This is a genomic window from Paraburkholderia sp. SECH2 (genome assembly GCF_030464795.1).
Taxonomy (GTDB): Bacteria; Pseudomonadota; Gammaproteobacteria; order Burkholderiales; family Burkholderiaceae; genus Paraburkholderia; species Paraburkholderia aspalathi.
The window spans coordinates 558,784-573,374 of the sequence record NZ_JALPRH010000001.1 but is presented as its reverse complement, the minus strand read 5'-3'; the positions used below and the strand labels follow the sequence as shown (position 1 = coordinate 573,374).

At 59.9% G+C, this 14,591-nt stretch carries 15 protein-coding genes; 8 read left to right on the top strand and 7 right to left on the bottom strand.

Going from position 1 to position 14,591, the window contains the following annotated elements; translation table 11 throughout:
• Window positions 1–2 precede the first annotated feature (2 nt).
• Window positions 3–1,289, bottom strand: a complete 1,287-nt coding sequence (locus M0D66_RS02610) for an MFS transporter (protein WP_093636779.1) — start codon at window positions 1,287–1,289, stop codon at window positions 3–5.
• A gap of 100 nt (window positions 1,290–1,389) precedes the next feature.
• On the opposite strand from M0D66_RS02610, the gene M0D66_RS02605 reads away from it, so the two are divergent.
• Window positions 1,390–2,064, top strand: coding sequence for a helix-turn-helix domain-containing protein (locus tag M0D66_RS02605; RefSeq protein WP_200618967.1), 675 nt, complete (start codon window positions 1,390–1,392; stop codon window positions 2,062–2,064).
• Window positions 2,065–2,094: 30 nt separating this feature from the next.
• On the opposite strand, the gene M0D66_RS02600 is transcribed toward M0D66_RS02605, so the two are convergent.
• The gene (locus M0D66_RS02600; RefSeq protein WP_234487679.1) at window positions 2,095–2,973 is read right to left on the bottom strand and encodes a LysR family transcriptional regulator; all 879 of its coding nucleotides are present in this window, start codon (window positions 2,971–2,973) and stop codon (window positions 2,095–2,097) included.
• A 239-nt stretch (window positions 2,974–3,212) separates the two neighbouring features.
• On the opposite strand from M0D66_RS02600, the gene M0D66_RS02595 reads away from it, so the two are divergent.
• The 3 genes from M0D66_RS02595 to M0D66_RS02585 all read left to right on the top strand — a co-directional run bounded on the left by M0D66_RS02595 (window position 3,213) and on the right by M0D66_RS02585 (window position 6,654).
• Complete coding sequence (locus tag M0D66_RS02595) at window positions 3,213–4,340, top strand: C45 family peptidase (protein WP_256457062.1); 1,128 nt, start codon at window positions 3,213–3,215, stop codon at window positions 4,338–4,340.
• Window positions 4,341–4,526: 186 nt separating this feature from the next.
• The gene (locus tag M0D66_RS02590) at window positions 4,527–5,279 is read left to right on the top strand and encodes an alpha/beta hydrolase (protein ID WP_200619028.1); all 753 of its coding nucleotides are present in this window, start codon (window positions 4,527–4,529) and stop codon (window positions 5,277–5,279) included.
• A gap of 4 nt (window positions 5,280–5,283) precedes the next feature.
• Window positions 5,284–6,654, top strand: coding sequence for an MFS transporter (locus M0D66_RS02585; protein ID WP_266208902.1), 1,371 nt, complete (start codon window positions 5,284–5,286; stop codon window positions 6,652–6,654).
• A 115-nt stretch (window positions 6,655–6,769) separates the two neighbouring features.
• Here M0D66_RS02585 and M0D66_RS02580 read toward each other — a convergent pair whose 3' ends face one another.
• Entirely contained in the window at window positions 6,770–7,552 is a 783-nt protein-coding gene (locus tag M0D66_RS02580; protein ID WP_266208901.1) for an SDR family NAD(P)-dependent oxidoreductase, read from the bottom strand.
• A gap of 149 nt (window positions 7,553–7,701) precedes the next feature.
• On the opposite strand from M0D66_RS02580, the gene M0D66_RS02575 reads away from it, so the two are divergent.
• Entirely contained in the window at window positions 7,702–8,601 is a 900-nt protein-coding gene (locus M0D66_RS02575) for a LysR family transcriptional regulator (RefSeq protein ID WP_266208900.1), read from the top strand.
• A gap of 1 nt (window position 8,602) precedes the next feature.
• On the opposite strand, the gene M0D66_RS02570 is transcribed toward M0D66_RS02575, so the two are convergent.
• Entirely contained in the window at window positions 8,603–9,562 is a 960-nt protein-coding gene (locus tag M0D66_RS02570; RefSeq protein ID WP_093636796.1) for a LysR family transcriptional regulator, read from the bottom strand.
• 130 nt (window positions 9,563–9,692) lie between these two features.
• On the opposite strand from M0D66_RS02570, the gene M0D66_RS02565 reads away from it, so the two are divergent.
• The gene (locus M0D66_RS02565; RefSeq protein ID WP_054033760.1) at window positions 9,693–10,859 is read left to right on the top strand and encodes a mandelate racemase/muconate lactonizing enzyme family protein; all 1,167 of its coding nucleotides are present in this window, start codon (window positions 9,693–9,695) and stop codon (window positions 10,857–10,859) included.
• Between the two features lie 4 nt (window positions 10,860–10,863).
• On the opposite strand, the gene M0D66_RS02560 is transcribed toward M0D66_RS02565, so the two are convergent.
• Window positions 10,864–11,025, bottom strand: coding sequence for a hypothetical protein (locus tag M0D66_RS02560; RefSeq protein ID WP_211700096.1), 162 nt, complete (start codon window positions 11,023–11,025; stop codon window positions 10,864–10,866).
• Between M0D66_RS02560 and dctA the strand changes: the two genes are divergently transcribed.
• Both dctA and M0D66_RS02550 read left to right on the top strand, forming a co-directional pair.
• Entirely contained in the window at window positions 11,024–12,382 is a 1,359-nt protein-coding gene (gene dctA / locus M0D66_RS02555; protein ID WP_266208899.1) for a C4-dicarboxylate transporter DctA, read from the top strand. The two genes, M0D66_RS02560 and dctA, sit on opposite strands and share 2 nt — an antisense overlap.
• Before the next feature lie 471 nt (window positions 12,383–12,853).
• Window positions 12,854–13,225 (top strand): hypothetical protein, encoded by a 372-nt coding sequence (locus tag M0D66_RS02550; RefSeq protein ID WP_054033757.1) that lies wholly within the window; start codon window positions 12,854–12,856, stop codon window positions 13,223–13,225.
• A 94-nt stretch (window positions 13,226–13,319) separates the two neighbouring features.
• Here the strand turns inward: M0D66_RS02550 and M0D66_RS02545 are convergent, their stop codons facing one another.
• Together M0D66_RS02545 and M0D66_RS02540 are read right to left on the bottom strand one after the other, a co-directional pair.
• Window positions 13,320–13,721: a hypothetical protein gene (locus M0D66_RS02545; RefSeq protein ID WP_266208898.1), complete on the bottom strand. Its 402-nt coding sequence runs from the start codon at window positions 13,719–13,721 to the stop codon at window positions 13,320–13,322.
• 93 nt (window positions 13,722–13,814) lie between these two features.
• Window positions 13,815–14,585, bottom strand: a complete 771-nt coding sequence (locus M0D66_RS02540) for a CerR family C-terminal domain-containing protein (RefSeq protein WP_256457056.1) — start codon at window positions 14,583–14,585, stop codon at window positions 13,815–13,817.
• Window positions 14,586–14,591: the final 6 nt, after the last annotated feature.

Below are 14,591 nucleotides of genomic sequence, written 5' to 3'. Positions count from 1 at the left end.
CATCAGGCGAGCGCTTCGCCCGTACGGTCCTTCAGCCAGATTACCGGCACCAGCGAGATGGCGCACGCGGCGGCCACATACCAGGCCGGCGCGAGCGGGTTGCCGGTTTGCGCGACCAGCCAGCTTGCGATGAACGGCGAGAAGCCGCCAAAGAACGATGCGCTCACTACGTAGGTCAGCGCAATACCCGTTGCGCGGACATGCTTTGGAAAGAGTTCCGGGATCATCACGAGCACCGGCACGATCTGCCCCGCGACAAACACGGCGAGTACGGCCGATACGATGCACAGCGCGGTCATCGACGGATGCGCGCTGAGGAAGGCAAAGGCTGGATAGACGAGCAGCAGCATCACGACGCGCGAAATAACCAGTACGCGCTTGCGGCTGAAGCGGTCCGCGAGCATGCCGGCCAGCGGCGCCGCCGCGAACAATACAAGCGAGCTGACAATGCCCGACGTGACAGCCGCGGTGGAGGAGAGATGCAATGTACGCACCGCGTGGCTCGGCAGGAAAAACGCCGTGATGTAGACAGACACGGAGCCGCCCAGTTCAGCAAACGTGCCGAGTATGGTGAGGTTCAGATGCGTGGTCAGCGCCGCTTTTAGCGCGCCGCGCGGCGGCGCTTCGCCTGGCTTGCGCTCGGCGAGCGTTTCTTCGAGCCGCTTGCGGATCAGCATGCCGGCCGGCGCGGCGACGATGCCGAGCAGGAAAGGAATCCGCCAGCCCCAGTCGAGGATCGCCTGTTTGGGCAGCGTGGCGTTGATCAGCGTGGCTACTAGCGCCCCGAGCACTAGACCGGCCGCAGTGGCCGCGAAGTTCCAGCTGGCGAAGAAGGCGCGCGTGTTGTCGGTCGCATATTCGACCAGCAGGGTGGTGCCCGGGCCGAACTCGCCGCCTGCGGCGAAGCCCTGGATCAGGCGCGCGCTCAGCACGATCAACGGCGCGGCGAGCCCTGCCACGGCGTAGGTCGGCGCACAAGCGATCATCGCGCAACTGAGCGCCATCAGCATGATGGTGAGGACCATCGCCTTCTTGCGGCCCGCGCGGTCCGCGTAGGCGCCGATCACGATTCCGCCCAGCGGCCGCACCACGAAACCTACGCCGAACACGCCGATCGACAGCAGGAACTGATTGACCGGCGAAGCGCCCGGAAAGAACAGTTGCCCGATCTGGATCGCGAAAAAACTGTAGATCGTGAAGTCGTAGAATTCGAGCGCTGTGCCGATCGTGGTGGCGGTGATAACGTGGGTTTTCGTCAGACCGGACTTACTCAGAGCAAGGGTAGACACGATAGGGTTCCCACAGGAAGGGTGGAATCGACGTGAGTTATCATATACGAGAAAAAATAAATTCTCGTATGTGAGAAAATTTTCTGTGGAAGTGAGTGAAATGGCCAAAGCAGCAGTGAGGGACAACCAGGCCGAGGCGCCGCATGAGAGGCACGAGGTGCATGAGGCGCCGCCTGCGCTCGACCACAAACTCGTAGGCGGCCATTTGCGGCAGGCGCGCAAGGCGCGCGGGCTGACGCTGACGGAATTGTCCGAGCGCTCCGGCATCGCCGTGTCGACGATCTCAAAGGCCGAGCGCGGCGATATCGCGCTGACCTACGACAAGTTTGCGGCGCTGGCACATTCGCTTGAACTGGAGTTCGACGCGATTTTCAGGCGCAGCCGCAAACTCAATCAGCCGGCGCGCGTGATGAAACCGTCCTTTACGGCGAACGGCAAACAGGAGATCTACGACACGCCGAACTACGAGTACGGCATGCTCGCCAACAATCTGACCGGCAAGCGGATGGTGCCGATGCGCGCGCACATTCGCGCCCGCGCCGTCTCGGACTTCCCGGAGTACATCCGGCATTCAGGCGAGGAGTTCGTCTTTGTGCTGGCAGGCCAACTGGAATTGCGCTTTGAAAAGGGCAAGTCGTTCAAGTTGATGCCGGGCGATAGCCTGTATTTCGACAGCTCGATTGGGCATGTTTACCTGAGCCTCGGCAAGGAAGATGCGGAGGTGTTGGTGTGCTGCGTGGATACGGATGAGCATCGGCCGAATGACGCCATCTGAGCGGCGTGTCGCAACTCGGGCGCTGAGCCGCTATTCGGCCAGCGCCGCGAGCAATTGATTCTTGACGATCGCGGTGGCCAGTGGCTGCCGCCCGAATTCATACCATCCGATATGCCGGCGCCACGCCGTGCCCGGAATCGGCCTCACCGATAGCAGCGGATCTTCGTCCCAGGCGGCGTGCCGCAAACGCGGCACGATCGACACGCCCACGTTCTGCCGCACCAGATCCGCGATCGCGGCGATCGAATTCATTTCCAGAATAGGGTTGACCTCGGCGCGCAGCCGCCGAAGCAGGCTCGCCACATGGGTGCCTGTCAGCGATGCGGCTTCGAAGCCGATGAACGGATGACGCTTAAGCAGTGAGGTCACCGACGCATCGTCGGCGGCGATCGCCGGATTGACCAGCAATACCAATGGTTCGTCGTAAAGGCGCTCCCACAACTCGGGTAGCGTGGTCACCCGGGGTTCGCTGACGATCACCGCCGCATCGATTTCCCCGGCGCGCACCTGGCGCCCCAATTCGGCGCTGTCGCCGTGCGTGAGACGTACCTTCAGGCCAGGGTAGGAAACCCTCAGGTGGATCACGTTGGCCGCCAGAAACCCCATTGACGACGCGGTCGAGCCGATCGTGATCGAACCTTCGATGTTGAGTTTGTCGGCCACGCCGCGCAACAGCGAGTCGTACGCGGCCACCACCATGCGCGCCTGCTCGATGATCGAACGGCCGGCATCGTTCAACTGGATGCTGCGCCCGCTGCGGTCGAACAACTGCCGCTGACACACGCGCTCCAGCGTACGCATCTGCGCGCCGACCGCGGCGTGCGTGAGCGCCATGCGATCGGCAGCCGCCGCCATGGTGCCGTGTTTCTCGATGGCGAGAAACGTCCGCAGCATTCGAATTTCACTCATGCGGGATCTCCTTCAGGGCCCTCGGGATGTGCTCGGATTGCACGATTTTTTCCCGTCTCCGCGCGTTGCATGATCTCACGAAACGAAAATTTTTCTTTCCTTTTGGTAAAGAAAATAACGCTTTTTATTTTGTTTGTGGCCAATGAAAATCGATCTGTCACAAATCAGGCCGATGGCGTCAGCGCGGGCTTAGTTCTGCTTCATGTCGTCGGTGGCAGCCAGGGTGAGGAGTCCCACACATGTCGCAAATCCAGCAGTTTCCATTCGTCAGCGTGTCCGGCAAACCGTATGAGCGCGGTTTGCAATATGGCCGTGCGGCGGCGGCGCGGGTGCGCCTGAGCGCATCCCGCTACGGCCAGACGCTGCGCAATCTCGGCTACAGCGAAGCGTCGCAGACGGCGCTGATCCGCTCGCTCGAACAGGTCATCGGCGAATTTCAACCGGAGTACCTGGACGAGATGCGCGGCATCGCCACCGGTGCGGAAGTGCTGTTCGAAGACATCGTGATGATCAATGCCCGTACCGAGGTGCTGGCCAAGGCGCGAGCCGAAATGGCGCTGCAGGCCGACGACGAAGACGGCTGTACCGGCGTGCTCGTGCTGCCGTCGCGCACGTCGACCGGGCAGTTGATCCATGCACAGAACTGGGACTGGAAGGCCGATTGCGTCGATACCGGCATCGTCTTGCGCGTACGCAACGATAACGGCCCCGATTTCCTGACCTTCGTTGAAGCGGGCGGCCTCGCACGCAGCGGGTTCAATGCCGCGGGCGTGTCGATCACCGCGAACTATCTCGAGTCCGAGCGCGACTTCATGCAACTGGGCGTGCCGCTGTCGCTGCTGCGTCGGCGCGTGCTGGAAGAGCCGGTGTTTGCGAACGCGTTGCGGGTGATCGCCACCACGCCGAAATCGTGTTCGAACAACATCATGCTCGGGATGGCCGAGGGCTTCGGCATCGATTTCGAATGCGCGCCGAACGAAGCCTTCCCGATCTATCCGGACGACGACCAGATGATCGTGCATGCGAACCATTGGATCAGCCCGGTCGCTCGCACCAAGCTGCTGGATACCGGTTGCGAGAGCTCGCCGGACAGCTATTACCGCGACTGGCGCGTGCGTCAGTTGCTGAAGGCCGCACCGAAGGTGGATCGCGACGCGGTCAAGACCGCGCTGTTCGACGCGTTCGCCACGCCGTTTTCGGTGTGCCGTCCGCCGCGCCCGGGTACGCGTCACACGATGACCGCGACGGTCGCGATGATCGTCATGGTGCCGGCCGCTGGGGAAATGGATGTCGCACCGATGCCCGCGCTCAACCGGGTCTTCACCCGTTACAGCCTGCACCACGAGCCGCTCGCCGAAGCGGCTTGAGCTGTGAATAAACACGCGTGCCTCGCAGCGCGAGGCATACACGACACCGCTGAAATCGTCAGAGAGGAATGACAGATGTTCGAAGCAGAGACGCGATCCGCTCCGGGTCATGAGAAAGCGCAGGCGCTGTACGACCTGGGCTCGACCACCGTGTACGCGAGTCGCCACGATCCGCGCTTTCCGTACGTGCTGTACGTGCCGCCTGAAGTCCTAACACCCGGCAACGACGTTGAACTGGTCGTCGTGATGCATGGCACGGGACGTCAGTTCACGCAGTATCGCGATGCGTTCGCGCCGTTCGGCCGTTGGAACCGATGCATCGTGCTGTGTCCGCTGTTTCCGGTGGGCGTGCGCGGCGATGGCGAGCGTAGCGGCTTCAAGCGTCTGATCGAAGGCGATATCCGCTACGACAAAGTGCTGCTCGACATGGTGACCGAAGTGGGCGAGCGTTATGGCAAGCGCTTCGACAAGTTCGCACTGTTCGGCTATTCGGGTGGCGGCCAGTACGTGAACCGCTTTGCGTACGCGCATCCGGAGCGGCTCTGGGCCGCGTCGATCGGCGCACCGGGCAACGTCACCGTGCTCGATGACACGAAAGACTGGTGGCTAGGCACGGGCGGTTTCGAGCGCCATTTCGGCAAGCCGTTCGATCTGGCCACCTTGCAACGTGTGCCGGTGCAGATGGTGGTGGGCCGTGCAGATCTGGAAACCTGGGAAATCACGGTATCCGAAGATAGCCCGATGTATATGCCAGGTATCAACGATGCCGGCGCGACGCGCCCGGAACGGCTGCGTACGCTGAAGGCGTCGTTCGAGGCCGCCGGCATTCGCGTGCGTTTCGATGAGATGGCGAATATCGCCCACAACGGCATGCAGGTCGTCGAGGTGGTTCAGGAGTTCTTTGCGCAGACGTTGCGCACCCTGCGGGCCGGAGGATAAACACATGAACGCCCAAAGCGACTCAGGGAAGGTCTGGAAAACCATCGTATCGACGGTGATAGGAGGCACCTTCGAGTGGTTCGACTTCATGGTGTACTCCTATTTTTCGAGCACAATCGCGCGGGTGTTTTTTCCTAACGTCGATCGCAGCAGTGCATTGCTGCTAACGTTCGCGACCTTCGCGGTCGGTTTCCTGGTCCGTCCGATCGGCGGCGTGGCGATGGGCATGGCCGCGGACCGGGTCGGGCGGGTGAGGGTGCTGTCGTGGATCATGGTGCTGATGTCGGTGGGCTCGCTGATCCTGGGGCTGACCCCGGGCTTCGCGACCCTTGGGCTCGTCGCGCCTCTACTGGTGGTGATCGGCCGCCTGGTGCAAGGCTTCGCGGTGGGCGCGCAATTCGCGCTGTCGTCGGTGACGATTTACGAGGTCGCGCCGCCCAACCGGAAGATGTTTTACGGCAGCTTCAATATGCTGTCGATCGGGATCGCCGCGATGTTGTCTTCGGGATGCAGTTACCTGCTGTCGCGTCACCTGTCGCATGCGGAACTGGATAGTTGGGGATGGCGCGTGCCGTTCATGATCGGCGCGCTGGTCGGGCCAATCGGCTTCTACATCCGCCATCATGTCGCCGAATCGGATGAATTCAACCGCTTGCAGGCACGCCCCGCGGCACGGGCGCCCATGGGCGAGCGGTTACGTGACTTTGTGCGCGAGAACGGCGATGCCGTAGTGTGCGCGATGGGCGTGATGATCGCCGGCACGTCGCTGAATTATGTGTGGAATGCCTATCTGCCGACCTACGCGCAGGTTCAGTTGCATCTGTCACTCAGTTCGTCGCTGCAGGGGATATTCGTCACGAGTATCGTGATGTGCGTTCTGTCGCCGGTATTCGGCATGGTGGCGGACCGTGTCGGCGCGTATCGGCTGTTCTTTTTCTTTATCGTGGGCTGGCTGATCTGCGTCTTTCCGTTGTTCGCGTACTTACTGGCCGACCCCACCGAGAACCGTCTGATGATCGTACGGGTTGTCGGCATCCTATTCCTGACGCTGCAAGGCGCCGCGCATCCAGGGATGCTGGTCAAGATTTTCACCGTGCAGGGGCGCTCCACCGGCGTGGCTATTTCGTATAACACCTCGGTCATGCTGTTTGGCGGGTTGGCGCCGTTCTATATCTCGCTGGTGGCGCGTTTCACGGACGGGCACTTCATTCCGCCGAGCTACCTGCTCGGTACGGGGTTGCTAGCGATCACGCTGGTGCTCGCTTCGCGCACTGGGCGGCGGGTGTTGCAGGAGGATCGGCTGGAGCGCCGGCAACGGCGTGCGGCACGCGAGGCAGGTATGCAGCGGGCGAATTCGGGCGATCCGGCGGCTTAGGTCGCGCGGACTGGCCGCGCCTGCGGCGTTTCTCACCGTCCGGATCGACGAAGACACCCTCAGACAGCCAGATGGTTTCTAATGTCCAGCCGCCATCAATACGGCGCTGAACAAATCAGACTTGCACGCGTCCGCCATCAACGAACAGTTCTATCCCGGTGATATAGCTGGCATCGTCGGAGGCGAGAAAGGAAACCGCCTTGGCGATTTCATCGGTGCTGCCGACACGGCCAAGCGGTGTCGTTTCGGCAACCTCCTTGCAATAGGCTTCGATCTGTTCGTCGCTCAGCTTGAGTTCGGTCTTGTACGCAGGCGTGACGACGACACCTGGCGCGACCACATTGACGCGGATGTCGCGGCCTTTGAGATCCGATGCCCAGGTGCGTGCGAAGGAGCGCAAGGCAGCCTTGGTGGCGGCATAGACACCGAATGCCGGTACCCCTTGTATCGATGTGATCGATCCTGTGATCACGATGGCGCTGCCGGCCCGCATAAGCGGCAATGCGCTCTGCACGGTTTGCAAGGTGCCTTTCACATTGATGTCGAAGTACTTGTCGAATTGCGCTTCGGTGATCTGTCCAAGCGGGGAGAACTCGCCGCCGCCCGCATTGGCAAAGAGAATGTCTATCCGTTGATGTTCCGCGGACACCGTGTCGACGACTTTCTTAAGGTCTTCGGCCGACGAAATGTCGCCACGAATCGCGCGTGCCCCGTGCCCGATTTCAGATACCGCAGCGTCTAATTCCGCCTGGCGTCGACCAGTGATAAACACCGTTGCACCTTCGCGAGCGAGGCGTTTGGCGGTGGCGAGGCCGATTCCGGTGCTGCCGCCGGTCACGAGCGCCACCTTTCCCGCATGCTTGGTCGAATGGATGTTGTCGTAGAGAGACGTTGTCATTTCAGGGCTCCTGCTTGAGCTGTGTGGTTCAGTTACGTGGATCGGTTACGTGGATCAGTGAGCCCAGCTTAGTTTAAACACCCATGCAGATAAATATGTATATTGTGGTTTATCTATTCATCTGGATGGATAATCTACGAGGTAGATCCATGGATCATCTGCAGGCCATCCGTATTTTTGTTCGCGTTGTCGAGACAGGAGGCTTTGGGCGGGCGGCCCTTTCTCTGAATATGCCCAACGCCACGGCAAGCAAATGGGTCCAGTCACTGGAAGCGCACCTTGGCGTAAAGCTGCTGGAGCGCAATACGCGGCGCGTCAGTGTGACGACCTATGGCGCGGCTTACTATGAGCGCATGCGGCAACTTCTCAGCGAGCTCGATGACATCGAGGCGACGCTCGGTCGGGAGGAGGCGAGCCCACGTGGTGTGCTCAGAGTCGACGCTGGCGGATCGACAGCAAGCGGCATTCTCATTCCCGCGTTGCCGACCTTTCTCGAACGTTATCCGGACATACAGGTTCAACTAAGCGTCACTGACCGTACCGCGGATCTTGTCGCCGAAAACATAGACTGTGCAATTCGCAGTACAGCCGACGATCCGGATCTCGTGACGCACCCAATCGGGAAGCTTGCGTGGACCACATGTGCGAGTCCCGCGTATCTCGCGAAGTACGGCACACCGAAACATCCTCAGGAAATCGTGGATAACAAGCTGCCTGTTGCTGGATATTTTTCTGCCAGTACGGGTGTGACGCAGCCCCTTGTATTTTGCAAGGACGAGGACACGATCACGCTTGGCCGTGTACGCAATGACGTTCTTGTCAGCGAGAGCAATTCACACATTGCAACTGCACTGGCTGGTTTGGGGATCGTGCACACATTGGACTTCATGGCTCGCCCGTTCATCAAGCAGAAGAAACTTGTACCCATTCTCACGCGATGGCGACCGGACCCGCTTGAGATCTATATCGCGTATCCGCCTAGCCGACGATATAGCACCAAGGTGAGGGTGTTTGCCGATTGGGCCGCTGCATTGTTCGCGTCTGCGTGACTTATGGCTTGCGGCCCGCTTTCTTTTTCTGATCGTAGATCGAAGCGCCAGTTTCGACAGGTATAAACGGTGCTTGAAACCGATCGATCAGAAAGTCGATGAATGCGCGGGCGCGGGCCGTCTGGTTTCGCTGGCTCGGATAGTAGACGAAGAGGTCCGCTGAGGGCAGCACCGTTTCCGGCAAGACCAGTTTGAGCCGCCCACTTTGGACGTACTTGGCGAGATCCCATTCGGAACGAATCAATATCCCATGCCCGTCGAGCGCCCACCTCAGCACAATATCGCCATCATTACTCGATAGCGCGCCTTTGACTTTCAACGCCTCGGTATGGTCCCCCTGCATATACCGCCACACGCCATAGGCATCATCGTTCTGCCGATGAATGATGCAACGGTGCCGAACGAGATCTTCTACGCGCTCCGGTGTCCCGAAACGCTCCAGGTATTTCGGGGAGGCGCAAAGAAAACGACGATTGCTCATGATGCGCCGGGCGCTAAGCCGGCTGTCGGGGAGTTCGCCAAAACGGATCGCCATATCGAACGCTTCCTCCACCAGATCGATAGGCCGGTCGGTCACTTCGAACTGGATCTCCACGTTGGGAAAGCGCTTCGCGAATTCGGACACAAGCGGCGCGATGGTCGTGCGCCCGAAGCCGAGCGTCGCATTGACGCGTAACAGTCCGTGGGGATCGGATCGAGCCCCCGATATCTCGTCCTCCATCTGCCGGACCTGCCCGACGATCTGTGTCGCGTAGCGCAGATAGGTCTCGCCCTCGGGCGTCAGGCTGACACTCCGCGTTGTCCGGTTGACTAAGCGCGCCCCCAGTCTTTGTTCCATCAGCCCCAGGCGTTTGGTCGCGGCCGGCGGGGTGAGATCGAGCGCCCGCGCCGCGCCCGACAAGCTCTTGAGTCTGGCGAGGAGGATGAAAAACTCGAAGTCGGAGGCTGAGTCAGTTGTCACTTCAGTTGTTCACCTAAAGTAAAAAATGAAATGAATTGAAGTGAATTCTAATCTCTCCTTTCGCGGATAAGCTAGTTTCCATTGCAGCCGGACGCATGCAAAACGTGCCCAAAACTCAGGAGACACCGTCATGAGAATCGTTGAAATCCGCGAAAAAACCGTTCCGATCAGTTCCCCGATCCGGAATGCCTATATTGACTTCAGCAAGATGACGCTGAGTCTCGTCGCCGTGGTGACGGATGTCATCCGGGACGGAAAGCCGGTTGTGGGTTACGGCTTCAACTCCAACGGCCGCTACGGCCAGGGCAAGCTGATGCGCGAGCGTTTCATTCCGCGCATTCTCGAAGCCGATCCCGCCACGCTCGTCAACGATGCCGGCGACAACCTCGATCCGCACAAGATCTGGGCGACCATGTTCACGAACGAAAAGCCGGGCGGTCATGGCGAGCGCTCGGTCGCCATCGGCACGATCGACATGGCGATCTGGGATGCGGTGGCGAAGATCGAAGGCAAGCCGCTGTTCCAGTTATTGGCCGACCGTTACGGCAATGGCCAACCCGATCGCAAGATCTTCGTGTACGCGGCCGGTGGTTACTACTACCCGGGCCAGGATCACGAGAAGCTGAAAGACGAAATGCGCAGCTACATCGACCGAGGCTATACGGTGGTGAAGAAGAAGATCGGCGGCGCTTCGCTCGATGAAGATCTGCGCCGCATCGACTCGATCCTGAGCGTACTCGGTGATGGTCAGAAACTCGCTGTCGATGCCAATGGCCGCTTCGACCTCGACACCGCGATCCAGTACGCGAAGGCGCTGTCGCAATACGACCTGTTCTGGTACGAAGAACCGGGCGACCCGCTCGACTACGAGTTGCAGGCTACGCTGCGCAACTACTACGACAAGCCGATGGCGACTGGCGAAGACCTGTTCTCGATGCAGGACGCACGCAACCTGATCCGTTACGGCGGGATGCGTCCGGATCGGGACTGGTTGCAGTTCGACTGCGCGCTGAGCTATGGCCTGGTGGAGTATCTGCGCACGCTCGACATGCTGCGTCAGCACGGCTGGTCGCCGAGCCGCTGTATTCCGCACGGCGGACACCAGATGTCGTTGAACATTGCGGCTGGACTCGGTCTAGGTGGCAATGAATCGTATCCGGACCTGTTCCAGCCTTATGGCGGCTTTCCCGACGGCGTGAAGGTGGAGAACGGCTTCATCACCATGCCGGATCTGCCCGGCATCGGCTTCGAAGGAAAAGCGGATCTTTTCGCCGAAATGCAAAAGCTGTCCGCATAAGCCTTCAAACGGCAAAACGCGCCGACAAAAGCGCCGGCGCAGCGTTCATAAGAATAGACAAAACGAACGCACGCGAAGTCAGTTCGTGCTCGCCGCTGCGGTAGATCCCGCTGCGGCGACTGGTCCTGACTTTCATTAAAAGATGCCACGCATAGGAGACAGTCATGCGGGTTTCAAAGATCGGAAAAGCTCTTTCCAAGCTCTACGTACAGGTTCTGATTGGCATTGTTGCCGGTGTCCTCGTCGGCCATTTCTACCCTGACATCGGTTCTCAGCTCAAACCTCTCGGCGATCTGTTCATCAAGCTGATCCGGATGCTGCTTGCGCCGATCATTTTCGCGTCCGTTGTGGTCGGCATTGCACGCATGAATGATCTTCACGCGGCCGGTCGCGTTGGCGTCAAGGCGGTCGTCTACTTCGAAATTGCATCGACGATTGCGCTCGCTGTTGGCCTTGTAATCGTGAACGTCATCAAGCCGGGCAGCGGTATGAACATTGACCCCGCGCATATCGACAGTTCGGCTATTTCCAGCTACACCCATGCGGCGCAGCAGCACGGCATGCTCGATTTCTTCATGAGCATCGTTCCGAACAGCATTGTCGGAGCGTTCGCAAATGGGGATATCCTGCCCATCATCTTCTTTTCGCTCCTGCTCGCCATCTCCCTCGCCAGGCTTGGTCCTCGCACCGCGCCGTTCGTCGATATGCTCGACATGTTCCTTCAGGGCATGTTCGGTGTCGTGCGAATCGTGATGTATGTCGCGCCCATCGGCGCCTTTGGCGGCATGGCATTTACCATTGCGAAGTACGGAATTGGCACGCTGGCATCGTTCGGCCAACTGATGCTGTGCCTCTACCTGACCTCGATCTTCTTCGTGGTCGTTGTACTTGGTGCTGTCATGCGGATGAGCGGACTGTCGCTGTGGAAGTATCTTCGCTACATCAAGGACGAGATCTTCATTACCCTCGGTACAGCGTCGACTGAAGCGGTGCTCCCGCAGATGCTCATCAAAATGGAAAAGTTGGGGTGTTCACGCCCCGTGGTCGGGATGGTGCTGCCTACGGGCTACACCTTTAACGCCGATGGCACGGCGATCTATCTGACCATGGCCTCGATGTTCGTTGCGCAAGCGATGAATATCCACTTGACGATCGGGGATCAGTTGCTGCTCCTTGGTGTATTGCTGCTGACGTCCAAAGGGTCTGCGGGTGTGGCGGGAGCCGGATTCGTCGCGCTGGCTGCCACGCTGGCCTCGATGCACAAAATCCCTGTGTCTGGACTGGTGCTGCTGCTAGGCGTCGATCGCTTCCTCAACGAAGCTCGTGCCGTTACGAACCTGATCGGCAACGGGGTGGGGGGGGGGGGGGGGGGGGGGGGGGGGGGGGGGGGGGGGGGGGGGGGGGGGGGGCGCGCGATGCTCAACCGCACTGACTCGAGCATCGATGCGTTGGAGTCCGCCGACGAGGTGCCGGTGGATCGGACACCTCCGAAAGACGCCGTTGTTCGGTCCCACATGCATTGAATCGTCGGGGTAACTTGATACTGAGCAGATTCCTTCGTCGCGAGTAGCGCAACGCTGTCGCAAGCACTCGTAGAAACAGATCCTTGGCGTATGGCCGATCCATGCACGTCGTGCGATTTTCGCCCCCAAACACCTCGGCGTGTTCCTACAAGCGCTTGCGGCAACCGTCTACGAAAGAACGCGAACGGTATGACTGCGGAGACAGAGAGGGGGATTCCGGCCGAATCATTTAGACCCTCGCTCTGCGACCTCGAAATTCTGTCATCAACGGTATAACGAATTTATAAAACCGAGGGGCGTGTGCCGTAAATTCAGCATATCCAAGCGCACGTTTCGCTATTGTGCTCGACCCACCTACCTTCTTTATCAAGAAGCTCGCTCTTTATACAACGGCTTTAGACACAGCTCGATATCATCGCTCCGCTTGACGCCGCTGCTCTACAGCCAGGCGTCATTCTTCGGAGAAAAATCATGTTTGAAATTGGAAAAGAGTATTCCCGGGAAGACATTCACAGGGTGACGGGCGGATGCAAGCAGGCATTCTTGCCTACGAAGGGCGGCAAGGTCGTCGCTGCGCGATTGCGTCAGGACCTCAACCCGTATGCCCCGGATGTGATCGTCTGCGATAGCAGCGCTGCTGCACGTGCGGCCGGCCGCACGCTCGCGCGACAGACAGAGCCGCTTCCTGTTTTTGTCCGAACAGCAACTGACCGATTCCGTTACATGGGCGAGTACGTTACCGATGAATCGTTCACTGCGCCGCTCGACTATGCCAAATATGTGCAGAACACCGGATTTACGCTGGGTCAGATTTCGCGCGTGATCAAAATGAAACGCCGTTGATCACAACGGCGTCTTCGAGTCGTAATCATCTCTTCGCCGGCTGGGTTGTTGTTCGTGCCCGGCCGGCGATCATCAATGACGCGCCAGACAGCGCTCACTCCTCGCACTTCACATCCTGCCGTCGCACGACGATGATCACCGGGTAGGTCCCGTGCTCGAGTTCCACGCGCGCGACCACGGCCATCGTCGCATTGTCGACGTCGTCGTACACACTGACTTTTTCATTCCGAAGGTTTGTCACGCCGGTACAGGCTGACGCGCGACCTTCGTCTGAGATTTTGCATTGAATCGGGTTATCAGCAACGTAGCGGTACTTGTCCCGGTCGGGGGTCGCAAGATATTCACGAAAACTCTGCGCCGATCCGCCGACGCCGGTGACATACCCGATGGCGCACTGCAGTTTGGGTGTATCGCTGCCTCCGGAGGTTTGGGCGGTCGCGATCGTGCTGGCGGTTGCAATGACCGCGGCGAGTGTCAATGCAAGGGGATATGTCATGGCGCAAATCACCGTTGTCGGTTCGAAGTGCTGGATTGTAATGGCATCTTGCCCAACGGGTCCGGAAGCGTTGATCCGTGCGCCGGCCTGAGATCACTGCTGCTTGCGCGGCTTTCCTTTGCTCGTCGTTTGCGTGGTTTGCGCGGGAGGCGTGTGCGCCTCGTCACGTTCCCGGCTCCAATGCTCGAGCAGCGTGCGACTCTGATCGCGGACGGTCGCCGTGAGCAGTGCCGCCTTCTCTGCGTCGATGCTCTTCCAGCCGAGCATCGACAGTTTGGACGGATGCGCGAGGTGAAAAATCACCAGTTGTCCATGCAGGCTGAAGGTGCGGATCAAGATGACCGGATCGTCGACAGCGCGCCCGGAAATTCGCGCCACTAGCGCCACGCTGACGTCGTTGAGCGGCTGGCGGATCCTGCAGCCGAAAATCTGCATGGCGCTCTGAGGTTCATGTCCCGCCTGCTCGCGTGCGAAGAACATCCGCCGGCCGGGCTTGCTTGCCTTGACGAAAGCGCCGTGCGCGATCGCTGTCTGAATGCCGATGAAGGCGTCGATCAACGCCGGCGTGTCGGCGTTTTCACGCAGCGCTTCCTGCGCATGTTCGATGGCCGGGCCGAATGTCTCCCATGCGTCGTCAGCGAGCATCTCGACGCAGGCGCGATACACCCCTTCCTTATTCTCGAAGTAGTACTGCAGCGCGGGCGCGTTGACGCCGGCGCGGGCCGCGATGTCGCGTGTCGACGCGCCCTCGAAACCATGTTCACCAAACAGTTCGATCGCCGCCTCGATGATCCGGTGCCGCGTTTCGTCGCCGCGTGCATAGCCGCCTTCCGGCGAGCGGCGCAGCTTCTTTGCGGTGCTCATGCATCT

Excerpts from the sequence above, each read along its gene's own strand:
- M0D66_RS02605 (WP_200618967.1), top strand. The coding sequence starts at position 1,390 with ATGGCCAAAGCAGCAGTGAGGGACAACCAGGCCGAGGCGCCGCATGAG.
- M0D66_RS02600 (WP_234487679.1), bottom strand. The coding sequence starts at position 2,973 with ATGAGTGAAATTCGAATGCTGCGGACGTTTCTCGCCATCGAGAAACAC.
- M0D66_RS02595 (WP_256457062.1), top strand. The coding sequence starts at position 3,213 with ATGTCGCAAATCCAGCAGTTTCCATTCGTCAGCGTGTCCGGCAAACCG.
- M0D66_RS02585 (WP_266208902.1), top strand. The coding sequence starts at position 5,284 with ATGAACGCCCAAAGCGACTCAGGGAAGGTCTGGAAAACCATCGTATCG.
- M0D66_RS02580 (WP_266208901.1), bottom strand. The coding sequence starts at position 7,552 with ATGACAACGTCTCTCTACGACAACATCCATTCGACCAAGCATGCGGGA.
- M0D66_RS02575 (WP_266208900.1), top strand. The coding sequence starts at position 7,702 with ATGGATCATCTGCAGGCCATCCGTATTTTTGTTCGCGTTGTCGAGACA.
- M0D66_RS02565 (WP_054033760.1), top strand. The coding sequence starts at position 9,693 with ATGAGAATCGTTGAAATCCGCGAAAAAACCGTTCCGATCAGTTCCCCG.
- dctA (WP_266208899.1), top strand. The coding sequence starts at position 11,024 with ATGCGGGTTTCAAAGATCGGAAAAGCTCTTTCCAAGCTCTACGTACAG.
- M0D66_RS02560 (WP_211700096.1), bottom strand. The coding sequence starts at position 11,025 with ATGACTGTCTCCTATGCGTGGCATCTTTTAATGAAAGTCAGGACCAGT.
- M0D66_RS02550 (WP_054033757.1), top strand. The coding sequence starts at position 12,854 with ATGTTTGAAATTGGAAAAGAGTATTCCCGGGAAGACATTCACAGGGTG.
- M0D66_RS02545 (WP_266208898.1), bottom strand. The coding sequence starts at position 13,721 with ATGACATATCCCCTTGCATTGACACTCGCCGCGGTCATTGCAACCGCC.
- M0D66_RS02540 (WP_256457056.1), bottom strand. The coding sequence starts at position 14,585 with ATGAGCACCGCAAAGAAGCTGCGCCGCTCGCCGGAAGGCGGCTATGCA.